Origin of the sequence: Spirochaeta lutea (genome assembly GCF_000758165.1) — a bacterium.
GTDB lineage: Bacteria > Spirochaetota > Spirochaetia > DSM-27196 > Salinispiraceae > Spirochaeta_D > Spirochaeta_D lutea.
In genome coordinates this window covers 104,765-125,987 of sequence record NZ_JNUP01000067.1, presented here as the reverse complement: position 1 = coordinate 125,987, position 21,223 = coordinate 104,765, and the positions used below count along the sequence as shown (strand labels likewise).

18 protein-coding genes are annotated in these 21,223 nt (G+C 58.4%); 3 read left to right on the top strand and 15 right to left on the bottom strand.

Annotation, left to right across the window (positions count from 1 at the left end; translation table 11 throughout):
* Positions 1 to 67 precede the first annotated feature (67 nt).
* From DC28_RS12080 to pyp, 6 genes are all read right to left on the bottom strand, one after another.
* Positions 68 to 1,114, bottom strand: a complete 1,047-nt coding sequence (locus DC28_RS12080) for a patatin-like phospholipase family protein (RefSeq protein ID WP_037548992.1) — start codon at positions 1,112 to 1,114, stop codon at positions 68 to 70.
* 17 nt (positions 1,115 to 1,131) lie between these two features.
* Positions 1,132 to 1,572, bottom strand: a complete 441-nt coding sequence (locus DC28_RS12075) for a Crp/Fnr family transcriptional regulator (RefSeq protein WP_037548989.1) — start codon at positions 1,570 to 1,572, stop codon at positions 1,132 to 1,134.
* A 12-nt stretch (positions 1,573 to 1,584) separates the two neighbouring features.
* The gene (locus tag DC28_RS12070; RefSeq protein WP_037548986.1) at positions 1,585 to 4,602 is read right to left on the bottom strand and encodes an adenylate/guanylate cyclase domain-containing protein; all 3,018 of its coding nucleotides are present in this window, start codon (positions 4,600 to 4,602) and stop codon (positions 1,585 to 1,587) included.
* A gap of 47 nt (positions 4,603 to 4,649) precedes the next feature.
* A complete protein-coding gene (locus DC28_RS12065; RefSeq protein WP_037548984.1) occupies positions 4,650 to 5,237 on the bottom strand; it encodes a DUF6657 family protein in 588 nt (195 codons plus the stop codon).
* 361 nt (positions 5,238 to 5,598) lie between these two features.
* Positions 5,599 to 6,834 (bottom strand): AMP-binding protein, encoded by a 1,236-nt coding sequence (locus DC28_RS12055; protein WP_052078839.1) that lies wholly within the window; start codon positions 6,832 to 6,834, stop codon positions 5,599 to 5,601.
* Between the two features lie 76 nt (positions 6,835 to 6,910).
* Complete coding sequence (gene pyp, locus DC28_RS12050; RefSeq protein ID WP_037548978.1) at positions 6,911 to 7,288, bottom strand: photoactive yellow protein; 378 nt, start codon at positions 7,286 to 7,288, stop codon at positions 6,911 to 6,913.
* 65 nt (positions 7,289 to 7,353) lie between these two features.
* Between pyp and DC28_RS12045 the strand changes: the two genes are divergently transcribed.
* The gene (locus DC28_RS12045) at positions 7,354 to 9,015 is read left to right on the top strand and encodes an HAL/PAL/TAL family ammonia-lyase (protein ID WP_052078838.1); all 1,662 of its coding nucleotides are present in this window, start codon (positions 7,354 to 7,356) and stop codon (positions 9,013 to 9,015) included.
* Positions 9,016 to 9,116: 101 nt separating this feature from the next.
* Here the strand turns inward: DC28_RS12045 and DC28_RS12040 are convergent, their stop codons facing one another.
* The 8 genes from DC28_RS12040 to DC28_RS12005 all read right to left on the bottom strand — a co-directional run bounded on the left by DC28_RS12040 (position 9,117) and on the right by DC28_RS12005 (position 17,456).
* The gene (locus tag DC28_RS12040; RefSeq protein ID WP_037548976.1) at positions 9,117 to 9,776 is read right to left on the bottom strand and encodes a 5-formyltetrahydrofolate cyclo-ligase; all 660 of its coding nucleotides are present in this window, start codon (positions 9,774 to 9,776) and stop codon (positions 9,117 to 9,119) included.
* Complete coding sequence (locus DC28_RS12035) at positions 9,766 to 11,346, bottom strand: hypothetical protein (protein WP_037548974.1); 1,581 nt, start codon at positions 11,344 to 11,346, stop codon at positions 9,766 to 9,768. The genes DC28_RS12040 and DC28_RS12035 overlap by 11 nt, the downstream gene beginning before the upstream one ends.
* On the bottom strand, positions 11,340 to 12,128 hold the full coding sequence (locus DC28_RS12030) for an outer membrane lipoprotein-sorting protein (protein ID WP_037548971.1): 789 nt from the start codon (positions 12,126 to 12,128) through the stop codon (positions 11,340 to 11,342). The genes DC28_RS12035 and DC28_RS12030 overlap by 7 nt, the downstream gene beginning before the upstream one ends.
* Before the next feature lie 68 nt (positions 12,129 to 12,196).
* Positions 12,197 to 13,471: an ABC transporter permease gene (locus DC28_RS12025; protein WP_037548969.1), complete on the bottom strand. Its 1,275-nt coding sequence runs from the start codon at positions 13,469 to 13,471 to the stop codon at positions 12,197 to 12,199.
* Positions 13,472 to 13,489: 18 nt separating this feature from the next.
* On the bottom strand, positions 13,490 to 14,851 hold the full coding sequence (locus DC28_RS12020) for an ABC transporter permease (protein WP_052078837.1): 1,362 nt from the start codon (positions 14,849 to 14,851) through the stop codon (positions 13,490 to 13,492).
* 9 nt (positions 14,852 to 14,860) lie between these two features.
* A complete protein-coding gene (locus DC28_RS12015; protein ID WP_037548966.1) occupies positions 14,861 to 15,565 on the bottom strand; it encodes an ABC transporter ATP-binding protein in 705 nt (234 codons plus the stop codon).
* A gap of 139 nt (positions 15,566 to 15,704) precedes the next feature.
* Positions 15,705 to 16,979 carry a slipin family protein gene (locus tag DC28_RS15775; protein WP_052078836.1) on the bottom strand — a complete coding sequence of 425 codons (1,275 nt, stop codon included), beginning with the start codon at positions 16,977 to 16,979 and terminating at the stop codon, positions 15,705 to 15,707.
* A gap of 9 nt (positions 16,980 to 16,988) precedes the next feature.
* Positions 16,989 to 17,456: a GntR family transcriptional regulator gene (locus DC28_RS12005; RefSeq protein ID WP_238565816.1), complete on the bottom strand. Its 468-nt coding sequence runs from the start codon at positions 17,454 to 17,456 to the stop codon at positions 16,989 to 16,991.
* A 495-nt stretch (positions 17,457 to 17,951) separates the two neighbouring features.
* On the opposite strand from DC28_RS12005, the gene DC28_RS15770 reads away from it, so the two are divergent.
* Positions 17,952 to 18,899 (top strand): hypothetical protein, encoded by a 948-nt coding sequence (locus tag DC28_RS15770; protein WP_052078835.1) that lies wholly within the window; start codon positions 17,952 to 17,954, stop codon positions 18,897 to 18,899.
* The gene (locus DC28_RS11995) at positions 18,896 to 19,420 is read left to right on the top strand and encodes a zinc ribbon domain-containing protein (protein ID WP_037548964.1); all 525 of its coding nucleotides are present in this window, start codon (positions 18,896 to 18,898) and stop codon (positions 19,418 to 19,420) included. The genes DC28_RS15770 and DC28_RS11995 overlap by 4 nt, the downstream gene beginning before the upstream one ends.
* A gap of 39 nt (positions 19,421 to 19,459) precedes the next feature.
* Here the strand turns inward: DC28_RS11995 and DC28_RS11990 are convergent, their stop codons facing one another.
* Positions 19,460 to 21,178: an alpha-amylase family glycosyl hydrolase gene (locus tag DC28_RS11990; protein ID WP_052078834.1), complete on the bottom strand. Its 1,719-nt coding sequence runs from the start codon at positions 21,176 to 21,178 to the stop codon at positions 19,460 to 19,462.
* Between the last annotated feature and the right edge of the window lie 45 nt (positions 21,179 to 21,223).

The following is a 21,223-nucleotide window of genomic DNA, read 5'->3' as shown; positions in this document are numbered from 1 at the left end:
CCTACGGACCAGCAGGTGGGCGAGTCTGCTCCTTGGGCTACTCCTTGGGCTGCTGGTGGAAATGGGCCTAGGCTCGCTTAAGAAGGTTGATTATGCGGGTGAGCTCGGGTTCGGAGCTGGCGATGATTTTTTCTACAAACTCTTCCAGGCACTCGATATTTCGGGGGCTGGCATCGTCAATCCGGGCGCTGCAGCCCTCCAGGGCGCGGTCCAGGCGGATATAGTCTACATCCCTGGCACGATCCAATTGGTAGGTGGCCAGCTGATTCTGGGCGGAGTTCATCATGGTGAGCAGGGGGACGCCCTTCAGGGGGTTGATCCAGTCTAGGAAGCCCCAGCGCTGCATCTGGTCGTACTCGTAGCTGCGCTGCTGCCGTCCCGTTCCAAGGGATACAATGACAAAGCGTTTTGCCAGGGGGAAAATCCGCTTCGCCTCGTAGTAGGCCAGGAGGGCGGGATTGTTGGCAAACACCGCACCGTCCACCATGGTATACTCCAGGTCCGGCCGGTCTACCGGACTGAGCTGGTGGGGCTCGAAGTAGGTTGGAGCGGCGCTGGTGGCCCGGAGAACATCCCGGAGGTAGAAGTTTTCCTTCTTATCGATCCGGGCCTTGGTGGTCCGGAAAAGCTGCATGGACATTCGGGTGGTGTCGTAGGCAGTAATCAATACAGGACAGAGGGTTTGACGCAGGGTAAGGTCGCCCAGGATGTCCCGGGCGATGGTTTCTAGTGCCTGGGTATCGTATTTTTCGGTAAACGCCTGGGCAAGGTTCCTCCAGCGGTGGAATCCCCGGGAGGGAAAGATAGACTCTCCCTGTTTCCGGTAGAAATCCACCAGGTTCATGATGCCCAGTTTCGGTTCCGGGCGGCGGCGAGTCAGCCAGGAGAGCAGGTTTGATGCCGGAGGGGTTTCGGTATCCGGAGCCGTGAGCCCCAGGGCGATCAAGCCCCCGGTGGAGGTGCCCGCGACAAGGTCGAAGATCCGGGCAAAGGGTTTCTCCTGCCCCCGGGCCTCAAGATTCTGTTTGATGTGATGGAGAAGCAGGGCCGGAATAATGCCCCGGATACCGCCGCCATCAATGGACAGGATGCGAACCGTTCTTCCTGGTAACATGGCGACGATCCTACCGGTTATTCACCCTGGGCCTTGAGCAGCGCCTCGTTGGTCTCCCGAAAGCGTTTAGCCAGCATGGGGAGGATTCCCAAGGCCACCTCGGGATGGGCCTCCAGAATGGACTGAAAGCTCCAGCTTGAGAGTACAAGACATTGAGTCGCCTCCAGAGCCTGGACACTTGCTGACCGGGGAGCACCGTCAATAATGCTCATTTCCCCGATAAACTCTCCGGGACCGTGTTTTGCCACATCAATGATGGTTCCGTCTGTGCGGGTTTTAATGACCTTCACCAAACCGCTCTCGATGATGAAAAGCCCAACTCCCTGGGTTCCCTGTTCTACCAGGTACTCTCCGGGTGCAAAATCCCGGCGGGTACAGGCCTTGTAAATGGTCTTGAGGTATTTCGGGTTCAGAGCCTTAAAAAGTGGTACTCCCTGGAGTACTTCAAAGTCGTTCATACTCGTATTCTGTCATGACCGGGTACGGCTTTCAAGACTTTTCTGAATTTCTGCAAAATTTCTCATTCCCAGGAGGATTTCAACGCCCCTCTCTCCCTGGAGGTTTTCCAGGGTACGGCTCCATAGCTCCTGGAGCTCCTCCTCCGGCCTGGGCTGGCAGCCGGCAGGCAGGTGGATGGCCCTGAAATAGCGGTACTGAATGGTGTCCAGGGGATCCAAGTACATGCCCTGGCGATGGATATGCTCTGCTTCAATCAGATAAAACTCAATCTCCTTCTGATTTCCCCGTATGACGGCCGTTTCCAGAAGCACCATGAGCAGGGTAAAGGCGGGGTGGAAGGCCGAGTGCCGCAGGGCCAGGGAGAGGGTTTCCCGGGCGACTGCCTCGGCCTTCTCGTATTCTCCCAGACAAGCCAGAACCTGGGACCGTCCGGCTTCAGCGCTGAGCAGATCGAAATCGTTTTGGGTCCTAAGGCTGTAGAAGGCTGCCTGGTCGAGGTAATCTCCCGGGGCGAAACCCAGAAGGGAGTGCCGGGCGAAGGCAGTCCGGGCGCTGAGGCGTGCCCGGGTGGCTGCATCCTGGCTGGGAGATTGGATAATAGCCGGAGCTACCGACAGAAACTGCTCCAGATCAAGACGGTTCCATGCCAGACTCGCCATAAACCGCTCCTTGTAGAGGGGAACATCCGAATCCTGGAAGGTATCCGGCAGGGCAGCCAGACGGTCCTGGGCATCCCGGTACAGCCCCTGAATTTCAAGGAATTCTATCCGGGCGAAGTCGGCGGCGAACCGGATGGCTGGGACATCCCGGGCGGTTTGATCAAGCTCATCAAGGAGCTCCTGGGCCCGGTTCACAGAACCCCGGGCGGTTTCCATACCCACAAGAATGTGAAGCAGGTTTCCCTGGGCGGGGTGCTCGGGGTTGCTGCGGCGGTAAAAATCCAAGGCCTTCATGCCGCAGTAGGATGCCTTATTGTACCGGAAACTTTTCGCATTATACCCGGTTAACAGGTGGTAGGCCCGGGCTGCGGAGGGCAGATGCTGGCGGGATATAGCGGTGCTGAGGATTTTTTGTACGATGGTGTCGGCCTCTTTGGTGCGCCCGTTATTAAAGAGAATAGCACAACGGCTGAACTGGATGCTCAGCTGGGTATCCAGATCATCCCCCTGGAAGGTTGATTCCATGAGTTCAAGATAGGGCAGAAAATCCAGGTTCACGCTGCGGTCCGGAGCGGTCTTTAGTACGTCCAAGGCTTCCTGGTAGGCTTCACTCCTCACAAGGTGGTGAACCAGCCGGACCGGATGGGGATGATCCTGCATTCTCATGCGGGCAGCGATGAGGCGGTGCAGAATACGTTTGTTGTAGTTTAGGAGACTGTTGTATATCGCTTTTTTCTGTACATCGTGGCGGAAGTAGTAGATGTCGTTTTCCTGGGTGATGATATCCTGCTGGAGGAAGAACTCCAGGGCCCGGGTTACTAAACCGGGATCCCCCTGGGTCTGGGTTTGCATCCACTGGGCATCAGCCAGGGAGAAGGAATGGTTAAACACCGATAGTTTCTTTAGCAAATCCCGTACATCATCGTTATAGGTGCTCAGCTCTGCCAGATACACGTTCTGTACCGTTGACGGTACCTCCACGGGATTCTGTTCTTCGTGGTGTTCCGCCATGTACCGGATGTAGCTCTGGAGGAACAGGGGATTGCCCCCGGCGCTGGTCAGAATTCGCTGAACATCTTCGTGTTTGAGAGGAAGCTGGTATTGATCCTGAAGATGCTGAATCAGAGCCTGGGCGTCCACCGTCCCCAGAGGCGGAACCTCCCGGACCTCGATGTCGGGAAAGAGGGAGCAGATATCCTCCCCCGGGTGGCGGTCGGTGAAGAGGAAGAAGGGAAACTGCTGACTTTGACGGATGTAGAACCGGAAAAACGCCATGCTTTGGGGATCAATGAAATCGGTATTGTCGACGAAGATGATGGGCTGGTAGGGCCCCGGGGTCGGGGTACTGAGGATGGCCCGGAAGATTTCCGTGAGCATGGGCAGGTAGTCCCCCGGCGCCTTGTCCTTGGAATGCAGCTCCAGGGTGGCGGGGAAAGCCCGGGCGGAGGATTGGGGGATCCTGTACTGGTGTTCCAGGGCGGCGGTGATCTCTTCGGGGGCGCTGTCCGGGGAGAGGTGCAGGGTGTTGATGATGCTGTCGGTGATGACGGCGAAGGGGCGGCTGCGGAACTTGCGCGCCCGGGCGTGGAGGATCGGGGCCTGGAAGTCGGGGAAGGCCCTGAGTTTACTGATGATGTGTTTGGCCAGGGCCGTTTTGCCCGAACCGGGCTCTCCTTCCAGGAGAAATCCCCCGGGGGATGTACCGTCAAACCGAAGGTATGCGGTCAGAATCTCGGATTCCAGGTCGGTGTTGCCGAGGAAGAACCGTTCATCTTTAAGGGAATGGGGGCTGCGCCCGAGAATCTTTCGGGCTGAGATCAGGTCGCTGATGCCCTTGGCCTTGATCTCCTGGGGCGGTGATACGGCGAACTCCCCGCCGCATTCCTGGTGGGTTTGTTCGCTTACCAGAATGGTTCCCGGGTCGGCGGCGCTCTGTAATCGGGCGGCAATGTTCATGGTGTGGCCGGTCACCACGGTGTGATCACCCCGCTTCCCCGTGGTGATGAGGCCGGTGTGAATTCCGGTCCTGAACCGCAGCCCCTGGTTGTGGGTGGTGAAGCCCTGGTTCAGCCGGCGTACAACCTGGTAAAAATCCAGGGCTGCATGTACAGCCCGTACGGGGTCGTCCTCATGAATTCTGGGGGTGCCGAAGACTGCTACCAGGGCGTCGCCGATATATTTTTCAACCGTTCCTTCGTGTCGCCGGATGATCTGCTCGAAACTGGAGAATACCGTATCCATGAGTTGCTCGGTTTCTTCTGGATCCAGGTCCTGGGAGAGCCGGGTGAAGTCCTCCAGATCGGTGAACAGGACGGTGACATTCCGCCGGTCTCCCTGTTTAAGATGCCCATGGTTGCTTTGGGTCTGCATTCAAATCCCCCTAACTCCTGAGGTTCCGCCCCCGTATCGGGAAGCGCTTACAGGCCGGTGAGGGTCTGAAGCTGGCTCCGGGCTTGATCCACCATTTGTTGGTACTGTTCTTCCAGTTGGTCCAGGTTTTGTTTGAAGTATTTCTGGAACTCCGGGTCCTGTTCCGGGGTTAGGGTTACCTTACGGCCGGTCTGTTGGGCAAGCTGCTGCTCCTTCTGCCGGAGAACCGGGGTATACTGCTGGACCACTGCGTTGTAGAGCTGGTCACGGTCCTGGAGGTAGCGGTCAAAGAGGCTCTGGAGCTGATCCATGATCTGGGTTGCCGCCGAGGCTTCCGCTCCAGTGGCGATCAGGGCCCGGGTTACAGCGGGAAGGTCATGGAGGGCCGCCTCGGTCTGGGGAAGCTGGAGCCGGGTCAGGGCGGTTTGGAACAGGCCTCTTCGCAGCTGTTCCTGATCCTCTTTCGGGGCCTTGGTGATTTCCTGAGCGGCGTCGAAGTCCGGGGAATCGTAGATTTGGGAAAATAACCGCATGCCCCGCTCTTTTGTTTCTTTCGCCCTGAGGGAGGCTTTGTCGCTGGCGATATCCTTGGTTCGTTCCAGGGCCAGATCGAGGGCGCTTTTTATCATTGCCATAGTGGTGTCCTTTTAACGTGGTTACAGGGGCCTCGTGCAAAGGTCTCTTGCAATAGGATAAGGATTCTCCTGTATTGGTTAACTATACCAAAAATACCGCGTATCGCCCACCGAAAACAATGGGGCCCGGGGTGGGTAAGGGGCCTTGGTAGGGATACCGGTTCTGTGACAGGAGGGCGGTTTGGTAGGGATACCGGTCGCCTGACTGGAGGGCGGTCCGGTGGTCCTGTTCGGGGCGGCGATTGCTCGGGCGGCGGGCGGTCCTGGGTGGGTACGGGCTCGGTAAATTCGGGCTGGGGAAGGAACGGGGCCGGGGGCACATTCAGGGATAGGCAGGTTTAGCTCCGGCGGATGGTGATGACTACCAGTCCTGCTCCTTGCCCATGGCATTCGCGGGTATTCGCGGGCCGAAGCTGTACTTGGCGGGGCGGCTGGTTCCGGGCAGGCGGGATGCCGCCCAACTCCGGAGGCGTTGTTCCGTTTCTTGGGTTGGGGCGGCCGGGTCGGCGGGTACAATGAAGGCCTTCAGCCGGGTACCCCCGGGGGTCTCCATGGGCCGCACCCGGGCTGCTGATACCAGGGGGTTGGTTTCCAGCTGCCGGGCGATCTCCCGGGGGAAGACGTTGATTCCGGAAACCTGCACGGCTTGGTCCCTGCGTTCGAGGGGCCGCAGGGTGGTTCGAGTGTCCCATTCCACCAGGTCGGGAAGGTCCGCCGGTTCCTCCAGACCCTGCCTGCTCAGGCTTTGACCATCCGGGGATGGAGTCCAGTAGGGCAGGAGGGTGAAGCTGTCTTCAGCCCGCTGCCTGTAGGCTATACCTGAGGTCTCTGATGAGCCGTAGACCTCCATCCAGGGGATGGGGCCGGAATCGAGCCACTGCGCAAGTTCCCGGTCCAGGGGTGCGGTAGAGGTGAGTACCATGCCTTGTTTTGGGGCTGAGGGGGATCGGGTGTGCCAGCTGCGGATGAGGTTGGGAATGGTTACTAGTATCTGACCGGCATCTAGGTTTAGAGATAGCCCGCTGAGGGGCCTTACGGGGATATCTAGGGCCAAGGGAAGTAGGATGGTGAATAGAAAGCCGTAGATGTGGTTACTGGCAACGGTGGATAGAATTTCTCGGGGAGGGCCCTGGCCGGCCTTGGAAAGGCTTTTTGTTACGGTCTCGGCCAGGTGATCCACCTCTTCCTCCAGGAGCCGGGTGCGGTGAGCTACCGCTTTGGGGAGTCCGGTGCTGCCGGAGGTAAAAAATGTGAGTTCCCGGTCATAGTGTTGAAGGCTTGTTTCAACGAGTTCGGACCAGTCCTTGAGACTGGGTTTTGCCAGGAGCATATCCTCAATTCCCACCCGGTGAATATGAAAACTTTCCGCCATCATGCCCGCGAGGGTTACCAGCTCCAGGCTGTCCATGAACCAGGGGTCTGCATGAAAGGATGTTGTCCAAAGCTGTTCCCGGTTTTTCTGGGGGATACTCAGTCCGGTTTGGGGGGATGTGTTTCCGCCGGTTTCGTTTCCGCCCCCCTGCCCCCGAAGCGCAGCAAGGTGGTAGGTAACAAAATCGAGAACAAAGCGTTCTATCATGCTTCGGGGCAGTTTCATGGGGGGTCCTCCCGGGGGTGATTCGGCGATGGCAGACCCCTTTTGAGCAGGGGTCGCCAGGTGCGGGGTCTAGGTACTAGATACGCTTTACGAAGATATAGTAGCCTTCCCCGATCTGGGCCTTCATCATGTGGACCTTTACCTTGGTAGGCTGCATTTTATAATCAAACACGTATTCAAACATGGTGTTCAGCTCATTTTTTGCCACCCCGTCTTGAAACTTTCCGAAGAAACCCGGCTGGTTGGTACATGGTGCGACCTGGGTAAAGAAATTTTTCCCGATTACCTCTTGGGGATCCCTGCCGGTGATAGCTCCTTCAGCCTGGTTATAGGAGAGGATTGTACCGTCTTTGTCCAGTTTGATTGCTCCAAAGGCCAGGTCGTCTATCTTTCCGTCTCCGAGTTTTGCCATGACGTTTCCCATATCCTGGGATCCAAAGTTAATTACTTCCATATTTTTTCCTCCATACGGTAGTCTTATACCTAAGTATAGGTACAAATATAGGTATAGGGGGATAAATGGTCAAGGAAAAAATAGCAATTTGTGATAAAAAAATCACATTACGTGAACTTTACCGGGTGTATACCCGGGGGGCGGAGTTGGTCCTGGATGCCGAGGTCTTGGAGAAGACTCGGAAATCCAGGCTTCTCCTTGAGGATCTGGAACGTCGGGGAGAGGCCATTTATGGGGTTACCACCGGGTTCGGGGCCCAGGGCGACCTGCATATTCCGCCCCAGTGGCGTTCAGCCCTCCAGGAAGGGGTTATAGAGTATCATGGTGCGGGGGTGGGGCCGGTTCTGGATGAGAATATGTCCCGGGCTGTCTTTTTTACCCGGATAGTGAGCCTCTGCCGCGGCGTATCCGGAATCCGCCCGGAGCTCCTGGAGCATATGGCGGCGGTCTTTAATGCCGGTATCGCACCGGTAATTCCCAGCCGCGGGAGTGTGGGTGCCAGCGGCGATCTTACCCCCCTCAGTTACCTGGCGGCGGTATTGGCCGGGGGGCGACGGGTTTGGTATCGGGGGGAGGTGAAGAATACCCGGGAGGTTTTCGAAGAACGGGGAATTCAGCCCTGGAAGTGGGAGATGAAGGAGGGTCTGGCGTTGATGAACGGCACAGCGGTAATGACAGCCCTGGCGGGGGTGTACTGGTGCCAGACCGAGAGCCTTGCTGCCTGGGCCGATGCCTGCACGGCCCTGGGAGCTGCGGCCTTGAATACCCCCCGAGAGCCCTTCGAAGACTGGGTGCATCGGCAGAAGCACCATCCCGGACCCCGAACCTCCGGGGAGATCATCCGCCGCCGGGGCGGTCTGGATCCTACTCCCATCAGCGACCCGGCCCGGCCTAGCCACAGGATAGCAGATACCCCCAGCGACCCGGGCTTTCGGGAAAGTATGCGCCGGCGGTCCAGTAATATACAGCCCCGATACAGCCTGCGCTGCGCCCCCCAGATGAACGGGGTGCTCTGGGATACCCTCCAGGCTATCGAACCCTGGATAGAAGATGAATTGAATTCGGCTAATGATAATCCCCTCTTCGATACCCTGGACCGCCGGGTCTACCATACCGGTAACTTCTTCGGCGGGCATATTTCGGCGGCCTGCGATTACCTGCGCATCGCCCTTCCTACCACCACAACCCTGATGGACCGTCAGGTCCAGCAGCTCCTGGATAGCCGGGGAATCCTGCCCGATAATCTGGTTCCTCCCGGGGAGGAGGGGGTCGGAGGGGGTGATGAGGATCCCTGGAATGGACAAACCCGTCAGGGGCCGCGCTTCGGCCTCAAGGCCCTGGGGATTACGACCAGCGCCCTGGCCGCAGAGGCGCAACATACCGCCGGACCGGTTTCGGTCCTCACCCGTCCTACCGAGAGTCAGAACCAGGATGTGGTTTCCATGGGGACGGTTTCCGCGTTGAAGCTTGGAGAGGCCCTGGACCTGGCCTACCTCTGTGCTGCCCACGGGCTTGCCGTTGCGGGTCAGGCCTGGGAACTGCGGTTTGGGTCATGGCTGGCTGTTTCCGGGCTGGGCTCAGATTCCGGCACAGGACCGGGATCGGCCCCGGCGCTGGTGGACTGGCTTCGGGAACGGGTTCCCTTTGTGGAGGGGAACAAGGAATTGGGGATGTCCTTGGAGTGCCTGACAGCAGATATGCGGATCCGGGACAGCCGGGATATCTGATGCTGAGGACTTCGTGCCCGGCGTCACAGGTCCCGAGCCGCCGCCGGGCTTTTCGGTACTGCTTGGGTGGAGCCGGGACCAACGGGCACGTCGGTGGGCGACTAGGCTGGTGTTCGAGTAAACAACCCCTGGGGAACCAGTGTAGCATCCACCAGCTGGTCGTAGGTGTCCACGGGAACGGCCCGCTGCAGTTGGAATGAGAGACCCATGGCAAGGAAATAGAGGGCGCCGGGGTAGTCTTTCCGCATCCGGAAGATGTAGTGGTCGTAGTAACCGCCCCCCCGGCCCAGCCGCCGGCATGATCGGTCGAAGGCAAGTCCGGGGGTGATGCAGACCCAGGGATGGGGAGTGCCGGCATTGGAATCACCTAAAAAATCCAAAAAATGGTTCTGGACCAGTTGCTGAGGATCGCTGGGAGGTTCGAGCATCCCGTAGGGATGGGGTTCCAGGGATTGGGTAGCGCCGTCCCAGAGAAAAAAATCCATCCGGCCCCGGCCCGTCAACCGGGGAAGGGCCACGGGTTTACCCGAACCCCGGGCGATCTGGAGGATACGGTCCGTAGGGAACTCGTCCTCCATGGAGAGGTAGCAGAGGATGCCCGGGGCCTCCTGCCACTGGGGCAGGCGCAGGAGCTGGGGCAGGAGGAAGTCCGCCTCGGAGTCCCGGCGCTGGGGAATGGTAAAGAAATCCTCCTTGGCGGCCTGGATCCGGTTTCGGAGCTGTTGTTTGCGGGTTTTTATGGTGTCAGTATTAGTAGACATAGCGTACTCCCAGGGTTAAGCGAAGATCCGCCTGGGGCGCGCCGGGTTCCATGATTCCCCAGACGAGCTCCCCGGCCTTACCGCCCAGGTGGGCCAGGAGGGTTGTACCTTGGAAGATTTGCCAGGAGAAACTCAGGTTCCAGTTTGCCCAGGGGTCTTCCAGGGGGGCAGCGAGGCCCCGGACCGATAGAGCCATGGTTTGATTCATGGCGAGGGTGAGTTCGGGATAGAGGTATAGGATCTCGTCAGGCTCTGCCCCGGGGGAGATGAGGGCTTCCAGTCGGTAGGATATACTTGATTCTCTGCCGAGTTTTAGAATGTCGTAGAGGCCTGCGGAGATTCGCATGTCCCTGGATAGGGCCGCAGTCGGGTCGTCCTGGTCAGCCTGGGATGCTCCGGGGCCGGGAATGGGCAGGGTGAGGCCGGCGAAGAGATTGGTGAGGAGATGCCATTGGGCGGAGATGCTCAAGGTATGGTGCTGCCAGGTAAAGCGATATGCGGTTTCGGTGTTTACCGGGCCCAGGGGGAGAACCAGACGAAGGGCGGCCTTTCCCTGGGATAGGGGAGGAAAGAGCTGCATCCCCGGGTTGGAGGTGGGGTCGGTCCCCCCAGAGACTGCCTGGCCTGTGGCTGCGAACAGCTGGCTGGAGAGAGCTGCCAGGGTATTCAGGGCGGGCAGTACCGCCGCTACTTCCAGAATACTGAAGGTCCCGAGGCTGAAGGTGAGGGCGGTTACCCAGTCGGCATTGCTCCGGAGCTCTTCGGACTGCAGATCGGCTGTGAGATCGGTGCTGCCGTGGAGCAGGTCCCCGGCATTAAAAAAGAGTCCCTGTCCCCAGGCAAGGCGGGTTTTACCGATGGTAACCGTGAGGGGTGAAACCCGGAACTTCACCCAGAGCCGGGATACATCCACAAAACTGAGGGTTCCCAGGGTCGCCGAGAGCCGTATTTCAGCCCGGACATTCCGGTTTCCCCGGGAAGCGAAGCCGAGCTCGGCCTGGGCGCCGGGGTAGGCAGACCAGCCCGGGGCGGGCAGGAGGGACCCCCCTCCGGGAGCCGCCTGGGGGCCGAGGTCGGCCAGAGCCTGGTCGTACTGGATGGAGGACAGGGCGGTTACCTTGGCTGTAAGGGTTTGCTCTGCGCCCAGGAACCGCGGACTGATCCCCATGAGAACCGGAATCAAGAACAGTACTAGAATCCGTACTGGGGAGGGTGAGAGACGCCCGCCCTGGACCCCGGGGATTTCCATAGAATTGGCCCGATGCCGGGTGGGAATCCTGGGGAGCTCATCGGGGTCGCCTTGATGGCCGGCCTGCCCCACCATCCCGGTTCTGTGGAGAGTCCCGGTTCTGTGGAGAGTCCCGGTCCGATGGAGAGTCCCGGTCCGATGGAGAGTCCCGGCCCGGCGGAGAGTCCCGGCCCGGCGGAGAGTCCCGGTCCGATGGAGAGTCCCGGCCCGGCACCCCCCTGGAAATCCCAGGGCCGCCATGACCATGCCAAGGAGGGGCTGGGGTGTCCGCGTCGAGCCTGCCCCGGGTGATCCGGGATGAAGAACCTGGGGGGCTACCATGAGAGTTCCTCCAGACTGAAGATGCCCCGGGGGAGGGTGAGGCCCAATTCGATTTCCAGGATCTCGAATTCCGTGGAGCTGTTGGTTTTCAGGGTGTCGCGCATGGTAGTCCGGGATGGGAAGATCTTTCCATCCACCTCCATGGTTTCCAGAACCTGCATCTCCTTTAGGAGCCGGCCGGATAGGCTGAAGCGGTGGGATTGCAGGGTTACAAAATCCCGGGTGTCTATCCAGACAATCTGCTTCGGGTACGCCACGCTGGAGTTTTTAGCATCCATTTGTATCTTGTACGCCTCCCGGCCATCCAGGGACTCGGTTCCCAGGAGGGTGAACCGGTAGGTGTCCAGGAGATCCCGGCCGCCGGTCATATCCTCGTAGCTAAAGTCCGAGCCCAAGAGGCTGTCCCGGAGAGCGCTGCCTTGGATGCGGATAATCTCCGCAGCGTCGGGGTAGTAGAGGTAGAGCTGCCCCTGGGTGCGCAGGACCTTTTGTCCCTCCTCCTCCACGCTGGTGAACTCCAGAAGCATATCCTCTTCTCCCTGGGACCAGGCCCGGAAGGTGCTTACCTTGCTTCCGAAGCGGTCCTCGATGGTCATCCGTCCCCGGATAAAGGAGGTTTCGTGAACCTCGTTATTTTGGGTCCTTCGGATTATCTGTTCGGCCGTCAAATTCGCCGGGGTTCCGGCTGCCCGGGAACCTGGGCTTGTTTGGGTAAACCCGGGGGTGGTGCCCGCCAGGATGCCGCCAAGGAATATCGTTAGCAATAGTAAAAGCCGTTTCATATATGTTCTCCTTATAGAGTGCACAACCTTGTGTGCACTATCATTTCCGTACACCTGTCGGTCCAGGATCAACCTTGGTACCGCAGGGCCTCCACGGGTGCAATACTAGCCGCTCGGCGGCTGGGAAGCAGGGCAGCTAAGGATGCCACCACAATGGAATACAGGGTAACCAGCAGACTGGTTCCCAGGTTGTATTGGGGATAGATGATCCCTGGAATATTTATGCTCGTACCGCTCATTGCCTCGCTGAAGTCCAGGCCGATACTCTGCAGGGGGATTACTACCGCCGTACCCAGGGTAAGCCCGCCCAGGGCTCCCATGACGGCGATAAAGAAGGCCTCCAGAAAGAACAGCCCCACAATCTCCCGGCCTAACATCCCCATGGCACCGATGGTACCAATCTCCCGGGTCCGCTCGAACACCACCATCATGGTGGTATTTATCAGAACGGTGCTCGCCAGAATGAAGAATACGAAGGCGAAGACCGCGTAGATCAATTCGGCGAGCCCCAGAAAGGTAATCAGCATATCCACACTCTCCCAATCCAGGATCTCAAGGCCGGCTCGGTCAGCAGTGTAGGCAAGACCAACCCCATCACCCTGATCGTCCCCCAGGGAAACCAGGTTCTGAATTTCCCTGGAGAGGGCCCTGGCTTGGGACTCGTCGGGAATACGCAAGAGAATCTCGGTTACCGCATCGCCCATTTTTACTAGGCCGCCTGCAGCCTCCAAGGGAATGAGGACGGTGGTTCTGTTCAGACTGGCCAGGGGGAAGGTTACAATGCCGGACACGGTAAAACTCATGGCGTTACTTGCCCTACGCATGGTCTGACCTAGGAGCGTAATGGTATCGCCCACCCCGAGCCCTAGATCCTCGGCCAAGCCCGGACCTATCAACGCCTCCCGGCTGCCGGTCCGGGGAACCTCACCCTGGGTTATATAATCCCCGAGATTCATGTAAGAAATCTCCTGGGGAAAGCGTACCCCCAGGGCCTGAACCGCGGTGTTCTGATCCTCCCGGTAGAGGCTGGCGGGAATCCGGATTCTCGGCGAAAGCTGCGCCTCGGGGTACCGGGATTCCAGGGTTTCCAAGAGGTCTTGGTAGTTTGTCACCCGGAGGTGTAGGGGATTCAAATGCTCGTTATCCGAATACTCGCTGTGTCTGATCCGTACATGTCCGCTTACATACCGGCTGACGGTGTCGCTGTAATCCTTCTTCATACCCCCGATGAGGGCAAAGAGGAATACGATGGCCATGGTTGCCACAGCCGTTGCCGTACCGGAGAGGATGCTCCGGCGACGGTTTCGATTTATATTGCGCAATGCCATTGTTTGAATGTTCATAATCTACTCCTTACCCGCCTACTCATCCCGGAGACAGTCGGTTATCTCCATATCCAAGGCCCGTCGGGTGGGGAAGTATGCCACGACCATGGTCATGATCACGCAGAGCGCAAACCCCCCGATCATGGCGGCAGGATGCCATGCCCCGTACATTACCCCTGATAGCCGGTACCCGATGTCTATATCCCGGAGCATGAAGGAAAAATCAACCCCGATGTAGGTGACGAAGGCCACAAGAAGCGATCCCATCACCAAGCCGCCCAGCCCGCCGAGAATGCCGATCCCACCGGCCTCGAACAAGAAGTTCAGTCTGATATCCCCGTCCTTCATGCCGATGGCTCGAAGGGTACCCAGCTCCCGGGTTCGCTCAAAGACAACCATGAGCATGGTGTTGGATATTCCCACTGCAGCGATGATGAACACCAGAAAGAGCATAAGCCCCGAGCCCTGGCGCTTCGTGGATGACATGGCGATGTAGTCTCTGGCGATTTCCTGCCAGGGATACACCCCGAGACCGCCGTTCACCCCGGATAGATCCTCCTCCAGCTGGGCTGCAGCGCTGTAGGTATCCGCCCGGTCGGGCATCCGGATGTTCACCTCGGTAACAGCACCCTGCATCTGGAGCGCCCGGTCGGCGGTTCCCAGGGAGATGAACACCGTCCCCCGGTTAATCATCGGATTGGGACTATTGAGGATGCCCTGGATCTCCAGATCGATGGTCTGGTAGAACCCTTCCCGGGTCCGGGTAATCAGGGTGATGGGATACCCCACTTCTGCGCCCAAATCCTCGGCCAGCCACCGCCCTATTAGGGCACCCGGCAGCTCGTCGGACAACCCTTCCGTCCCGGTTTCTCCGGGGCTGCCATCCTGGGCGAGGCCCTCCAGACCCGGTCCGGACAGAGGACCACCCTCCTCAATGGTCCGGGACAGACGGAAAACCTGATCATCCCGCTGGGGATCAATGGCGTACACCCGGACCTGCATGCTTCCGTCGGTGGGGAAGGGGTCCTGGCGCACCGCTAAATCCGCCCGGAACACCGTCCGGGGGGCTGCAGGATACCCCAGCTCTTCAATCTCCTGAATAACCCGTGCGGGCTGGGAAATCACATGCTTGAGCTCCAAGCGCTCCCGGTTTTCCCAGTACTCGGGATTATGCACCCGGGCTGAGCTGGTTTCATACCAGATCAGATTCCGCTCGGAATCCAGCTCCGCACCCAACAGCCAGGCATCAAGAAACAGATACATGGACAGCCCGAAGGCGATTGCGCTGGCGGTAATAATGGTTCGTTTTTTATGCCGTGAAAGATTCTTCCATGAAAGGGTGAAAATAAACCCCAGGGGGGTCTTATGGGTATTGGGTTGTTTGGCTGATGTCTTCATACCTGCCTCCTAATGAACCCGTGCCGTTTCGGCCTCGGCCCGGCGCTCATCACTCTGGATGAGCCCGTCATGCAACTGGATAAGGCGGTGGGCATACTGCATCACCATGGGATCGTGGGTGCTGAATACGAAGGTTGTGCCGTGGCGCTTATTCATATCCTCCATGAGCTTAAGGATGTCTTCCCCTGTTTTGGAGTCCAGGTTCGCCGTGGGCTCATCCGCCAGGACGATACTGGGCTCTTTGACCAAGGCCCGGGCGATGGCGACGCGCTGCTGCTGCCCCCCAGAGAGTTTGCTGGGAACCCGGTCCTCCATGCCTAAGAGCCCTACCTCATCCAGGATGGCCCGGGTCCGGTCCCGGATCTCTGAATCCGGTAGACCCAGGAGATTCAGTGCCAGAGCTACATTCTCGAAACCCGTCAAAACCGGAATGAGATTGTAGGTCTGGAAAATAAAACCCAATCGTCGCCGGCGGAACAGTGCCAGCTGATCCTTGTTCAGCCGGGACACATCCTGGTCTTCCACCTTCAGGGTTCCGCTGTCAGGGGTGTCGATGCAGCCCATAAGGTTCAGCAAGGTCGATTTTCCGGATCCCGAGGGCCCCGCGATGGATAAAAATTCCCCAGCTCCGATGTCCAGGTCCACACCTCGCAGCGCCTTTACAACGGTTTCGCCGCTGTGGTATTCTTTTGTAAGATTTCTTACAGTAATCATAAAAACCTCCAGGTTTATCGTCCTGTCCCGGGTGGCCGCCCAGGCTGGGACGTTTTTTTTTCTTGGTCTTAGGGTGATTTTAATGCTTCCAGGTCGGCTGCCCGGGGGTGTACCCTAATCTCCCCGGCGAACCCCGTCCTTAGGTATGCTCCTTTCCGGCGGCTCCTTCGGCCCCCTTCTCCCCGTCGGAGGCCTCTCCAGGCGGTTCCTTGGAAGGCTCCGGGGCCCGGGTTGTCCGGGATACCTCATCTGAATCCGACACCCCGGTCTCAATAGACGGGGAAGCCGGATCCTTCCCGGCGCCGGTCTGTTTCGCTAAACCGGTAACCCCCATAACCGAGCCGAGATTCATATGCTCCAGGGCCCCGGAGGGAAGCAGCACCAGACTGCCCCGGGCCTTCATCCCGTCGTACACCATATTCATAGCCCGGAGGTTCAGAGCCTCGGGATTGTGCCGGTACACCTCGGCAGCCTCGGCGAACTCCGAGGCTATTTCCTTCTCCGCCTGGGCCAGGTAGTGCCGGGCCTGTTTTTCCCGTTCCGCCTGGGCTTGTTTGGACATGACATCTTCCAATTCCTGGGGCAGGAGGATGTCAGTGAACTCCACACTCAAAATAGTTATGCCCCATGGGTTGGTTTTAGCATCCAGGATGGTTTGAATCTCCCGGTAGAGGGTCTCCCGTTCGCTCAACAGGGTGGTAAGGCTGTATTTGCCGATGCTGTCCCGCAGGGCCGTCTGGGCAGAGAGGGTTACCGCTTCCATGAAGTCCTCCACCTCCAGGATTGCCCGTTGGGCATCCCAGATCATCCAGAACGCCAGGGCATCCACATGTACCGGAACCGTATCCCGGGTGAGAATTTTCTCCGCGCTGAAATCTGTAACCCGGATCCGGGTATCCACGAAGGCTGCGCAGCGGTCGATCAGAGGAATCAGGAATACCGGTCCAGGACCGTGCACCTTCCGGAAGCGGCCCATCCGCAGGATGACTACCTTATCCCACTGGAGCACAATCTGGAGAGACGGGCCGGTCAAACAGGCCGCGAGCACACCCAGAATGAACAGACCGTCCCCGGGGCTCAGGGTGTAGCTCAGGACGGTCCAGCCCGATGGCAGGCTTTCCGGCCCGCTGGCGGTAAAAAGGCTGATCTGCGCCAGGAGCAGGGCGGGGATGATCGCCGACCAGGTTGGAATGACCAGGTACACCAGGGCAGCCATGACGACTCCCAACGCGCCCCTAATAATGAGCCCCTGGGGGGGGATGTTCGCCACCAGGACTTGCAGGATGGCGAAGGACGTTAGAATCACCATCATCCAAAAGAAGGAAAAGATGCTGAACTCAAAGTCCTTTGCCCGCTTCGGTTTGGCGGGATTTTTAATCCGTGAAAACAACTGCTTTTGTCCGAATATGACCATAGGGGCCTCCTAATCCTCCTGGTTCTCGATCCGCTGGATGGCCTCCACCAGTTCCGAAACCTGAAATCCGTAGGCCCGGGCCTTGGTGAGCATTGAACGGGTAATCTCCTCCAGCATCTGCTCCCGTTCTACCTGGCTAATCTCCAGCTTCCGGTCGCTGATGAAGGTACCGGTGCCCTGCTGGGTGGTCACAATGCCCCGGATCTCCAATTCGTTGTAGGCTCTGGCCGCGGTGTTTGGATTAATCTGCAGGTCTACCGCCAGGCTTCGAACCGTGGGCAGCTGATCTCCCGTGGACAAGCGTCCATCGGCGATGGCCATTTCCACCTGCAGAATGATCTGCTTGTAGTAGGGCACGCCGCTTTTGGGATCGAGGCTGAAGGGAATATCCTGTTTCTGCCGTTCCATAGCCACCTGGCCAACCTCCCTGGCGGATTCATTGAGGGTGCATAGCCCGCCGGAAGCCTGGTTCTGCATCCGACTGGCGAGGGACGGTATTGCTGGTTTTTTTTAGTTACCCTCACCCGTGGTTCTGCACCCTCTTTGTACCAGTGTACTAATGTATTATTGTATTAATTGATTAGTACAATTTAGGTATAAACCCTGATGGCAAGGTTGTCAAGGGTTTTTTCAGAGTGTGCAAAAGGTTGTACCATGGCACCCCGGGGACACCACCCAAGGGTGGACTTTTAGATGGCTCCGCTATACCTGGTGTGGTTTTCAACCTTTTGAGCGCTACAATCAATATCAGTCCAAAGGGGTGCTCCCTCTCATGTTAGGCGCATCCACAACGTCGCTGGAATGAAAAGCCCCCGCATCCGGTGCTCCCTCTCATGTTAGGCGCATCCCTCGCCGATGACGGCAGATACCTCGCGGTACTCGGTGTTCCCCTTCATGCCAGGAGCATAATCCCGGGGGTCTAGGCATTTTTCTTAATGCGGAATCCGGCCCGGTATGGATAATGGATACTGTATGAATCATCAATGTCCCTTCTGCAGTGTACCGGTTAATCGCAACGATTTTTTTTGTCACTCCTGTGGAGCAGCCCTCCAGCGATACGGGGGTATCACTCTTTCTGACAGTCTGACCCTGGGATTACGAATAGCAAATTTCGAACTTCGGTTTTTTTCAACCCAGCCTCTGGTGGTTACCGATCAGTTGGAGCGACCCGTTTTCATCGTCAGTACGGAATTCAGCCCGGGGGATGGCGGCTCGGCCTCCGGGCAGCCTGGGGGTCAGGATCGGGGCTGCTCGGGTTCTGGTTCCGGATATGCCTCGGCCTCCGGGCAGGCGGTTATCCAGGCAGGGAGCGATTCCGATCCCCGGTATGGTTCTGGACACGGTTCTGGACACGGTTCTGGACACGGTTCTGGACACGGTTCTGGACACGGCGTGCCGGGGGGCTGGGATGGATTTTCGGTGAACCGGGCCATGGGCCGGGAATCCGGGGAACTGATGTGGCGGTGCCGGCCCGGATTGGATGATCGGGGCGCATATTGTTTAGAGGTTAGCGGCGGGCAGGATCAGGTTTTCGGATGGATTTACCTGGATAGTCTGCAAACAGCCTCCTGGGGGGGGTACCGGGGAGGTTTGGAGATGCGGGACGCCCAGGGTCGCAGGGCCGTATGGAGGGGTTTGCAGCTGCTATCGGTGCGCCGGGGGTTGAGCAGGTGGCTGAGTTTTCCCCGGTCCTCCATTGCTCCCGGTCAATTTCACGCGAAGGCCTTCACCCTCCAGCCGGCAGTCAGCGGCCGTCTCTACCGTCCGTTCTTCAGTCTCGCAGGGGTTGACCAGCTGGAGATGGTGTTTGATCGGCAAACCGTACTTAGTGCGTTCTTTTTGCAGGGACTCCGTCCTGTCTTCGCCCCGGCTATGCCGGTGGCTCATGCTCAGCCTGAGATTTCCATGGTAAAGATATGAATTCGAGAGTCTGTCCCATCTGTCAAGAACCGGCCCTGCCCCCAAACGCCCAGTACTGTCCCCACTGCGGGTCTCAGCTTTCTACAGTCACCCCGGCCAGGCCCATCGTAAAACCGAGTTTATGGCCTGTTCTGCCTATTGTCATCCTCGCCCTGACGGGGGGAATGCTTCTGATTACGGGTATGCAGCATGATGATTGGGTATTCGCGGTGCAGAAATCGCCCACAATTGAGAATCCCGGCCGCCCCTTTGGCCGAATCATTGAAACCGTGATGCCTGGAGCCCGGTGGCAGAGTAACCCCATTGACCGGTCCCATTCCCGGGTAACTATAGAAGGAAGAATCCGGAATAATCCCGACCACGTCGAGATTGAGCTTCTCGTGTTCCGTTCTACCCGGGATGCCGAGCTGGAGATTATCCGCAGCGGGGTGTACATCGAGGGAGTGCCCCTCAAGGGGCGGGAGATTGATGAGTTTTTCAGCGATCTCACCGCCCTTGACCGGGAATTCTGGATTCCCTAGGGCTTGGGTCCTGGGCTCAGCGCCTGGGTTGCGGCCGGATCAGCTTCGTACCGACCAGAGGAATCCCAGGGAGCCGAGGGTATGGGTAGCGGGATCATGGTTGTATGCCGCCAGAATCCGGCTGTCCCCGGTCGATCCGAGGGGCTGGGGCTGTTCCGAGAGGTTGTACCAGAGATGAAGGACAGTGTTTTGGTACTGTTTTACGATGAGCAGTAGGGGGGCGTGGCCGGTTTCAAGGGTCTGGTCTCCCAAGGCAAAGGCTGGCTCCTGCCTCCTGGCATGGATGAGCTGGGATAGATGGTTGTAATGCCAGTGCTCCGGGGAGGCTGGATCCTTCAAGGCCTCTTCGATGTGAGGCCAATCCAGGGGGCCTCGGACCAGGTTCCGGCTGTCGGTGTATCCCGTACGCTGGCGCCATTCCAGATTGAAGGCCTGGTTATTCGGGGTTAGTACCTCATCACCGTAGTAGATAACCGGTGTCCCCGAGAGTCCGAGCAGCAGGGCATGGGCCAACAGGACCTTCTGGGGGGTCTCCAGAAGATTGATTAGTCGGCTGGATATGCCCTCTCCCTGGCGGAAATCCCAGGACGGATCCTTGCAATAATAGTCGTAAATAGTTTCCCGCTCCTGGGGGGTTACCATCTCCAGGGTAAGTTCGTCATGGCAGCGCAGGAAGGTGAACCACTGGGTGCCCTGGGGGGTTTGAGGTGTAACCTCCGGACTGAGCACCCGTTTTATTGCCTCCCCGTTTCCCTCGGCTAGGCTCAAGAAAAGCCGGGGCATCAGGGGGAAGTGGTAGGCCCCCTGGCATTCATCCCCTTGGCCGAAGTAGTCCACCACCTGCCGGGGCGGCTGGCAGGCTTCTGCCAGGAGCAGGGTGCCGGGTTTGGCAGCCTCCACCGCGGCTCGCAGTATTTTTATAATCATGTGGGTGTTGGGATGGTTTTCGGAATCGGTGTCTGCATCCTTCCAGAAGTAGGGAGCAGCATCCACCCGAAAGCCGTCTACTCCCTGGTCGATCCAGTATAAGCAGGCTTGGATGACCTCCCGGAGCAGCCGGGGGTTTTCGTAGTTTAGATCGGGTTGATGGGGGTAGAACCGGTGAAAGTAGTACTTTCCTACCCGAGGCTCATATTCCCAGTTCGATTCCAGCATTCCCTTAAAGATGATCCGGGCTTTTTCATGCTCCTCTCCGGTATCCGACCAATGAAAGTAGGAAAATTCCGGGCTTTCGGGCTGGCTGACGGCCTTCTGGAACCATGGGTGGTCGATGCTGATGTGATTCAGGGCGATATCGAAGATTACCCGGATTCCCTTCTCGTGGGCAGCCTGGAGGAAACGCCGGAATTCCGCCTGGTGCAGATCCCGGGGGATGCTGTCGGGAAACAGCCCCGGCCGGATGGAATAAAAATCCGAAACATCGAAGCCCTCATCCCGCATGGGGCTGTCCAGGATGGGCAGCAGCCAGAGGCAGGTTACCCCCAGATGCGCCAAATGATCGAGCTTTTCGCTCAGGCCGGTGAAGGTCTTATTGAAGTGCTGGGTATAGAGGGCATATACCACGGCTTCCTGGTACCAGGCCGGTTCCTGGCCGGAGCTCAGTTGGTGCTCGTGGACGGCGGAGATTTCTCCGGTATCGTACTGGCTGGCACTGGGGTGGAACCGCTCGAGTTCGGTCTTCAGGTGGCGCAGTTCTTCCGCCGCCCCATTGGAATCCCCATATACTGATTCCCAAAGCTCATCGATGCTGTGATTCATAAGGCCTCCTCCTTGGTGTATACGCCTGTTTTATTGGTAATTCTG

Bases quoted from the DNA above. Each gene is read 5' to 3' on its own strand.
- DC28_RS12080 (WP_037548992.1), bottom strand. From the start codon at position 1,114: ATGTTACCAGGAAGAACGGTTCGCATCCTGTCCATTGATGGCGGCGGT.
- DC28_RS12075 (WP_037548989.1), bottom strand. From the start codon at position 1,572: ATGAACGACTTTGAAGTACTCCAGGGAGTACCACTTTTTAAGGCTCTG.
- DC28_RS12070 (WP_037548986.1), bottom strand. From the start codon at position 4,602: ATGCAGACCCAAAGCAACCATGGGCATCTTAAACAGGGAGACCGGCGG.
- DC28_RS12065 (WP_037548984.1), bottom strand. From the start codon at position 5,237: ATGGCAATGATAAAAAGCGCCCTCGATCTGGCCCTGGAACGAACCAAG.
- DC28_RS12055 (WP_052078839.1), bottom strand. From the start codon at position 6,834: ATGAAACTGCCCCGAAGCATGATAGAACGCTTTGTTCTCGATTTTGTT.
- pyp (WP_037548978.1), bottom strand. From the start codon at position 7,288: ATGGAAGTAATTAACTTTGGATCCCAGGATATGGGAAACGTCATGGCA.
- DC28_RS12045 (WP_052078838.1), top strand. From the start codon at position 7,354: ATGGTCAAGGAAAAAATAGCAATTTGTGATAAAAAAATCACATTACGT.
- DC28_RS12040 (WP_037548976.1), bottom strand. From the start codon at position 9,776: ATGTCTACTAATACTGACACCATAAAAACCCGCAAACAACAGCTCCGA.
- DC28_RS12035 (WP_037548974.1), bottom strand. From the start codon at position 11,346: ATGGTAGCCCCCCAGGTTCTTCATCCCGGATCACCCGGGGCAGGCTCG.
- DC28_RS12030 (WP_037548971.1), bottom strand. From the start codon at position 12,128: ATGAAACGGCTTTTACTATTGCTAACGATATTCCTTGGCGGCATCCTG.
- DC28_RS12025 (WP_037548969.1), bottom strand. From the start codon at position 13,471: ATGAACATTCAAACAATGGCATTGCGCAATATAAATCGAAACCGTCGC.
- DC28_RS12020 (WP_052078837.1), bottom strand. From the start codon at position 14,851: ATGAAGACATCAGCCAAACAACCCAATACCCATAAGACCCCCCTGGGG.
- DC28_RS12015 (WP_037548966.1), bottom strand. From the start codon at position 15,565: ATGATTACTGTAAGAAATCTTACAAAAGAATACCACAGCGGCGAAACC.
- DC28_RS15775 (WP_052078836.1), bottom strand. From the start codon at position 16,979: ATGGTCATATTCGGACAAAAGCAGTTGTTTTCACGGATTAAAAATCCC.
- DC28_RS12005 (WP_238565816.1), bottom strand. From the start codon at position 17,456: ATGCAGAACCAGGCTTCCGGCGGGCTATGCACCCTCAATGAATCCGCC.
- DC28_RS15770 (WP_052078835.1), top strand. From the start codon at position 17,952: ATGAATCATCAATGTCCCTTCTGCAGTGTACCGGTTAATCGCAACGAT.
- DC28_RS11995 (WP_037548964.1), top strand. From the start codon at position 18,896: ATGAATTCGAGAGTCTGTCCCATCTGTCAAGAACCGGCCCTGCCCCCA.
- DC28_RS11990 (WP_052078834.1), bottom strand. From the start codon at position 21,178: ATGAATCACAGCATCGATGAGCTTTGGGAATCAGTATATGGGGATTCC.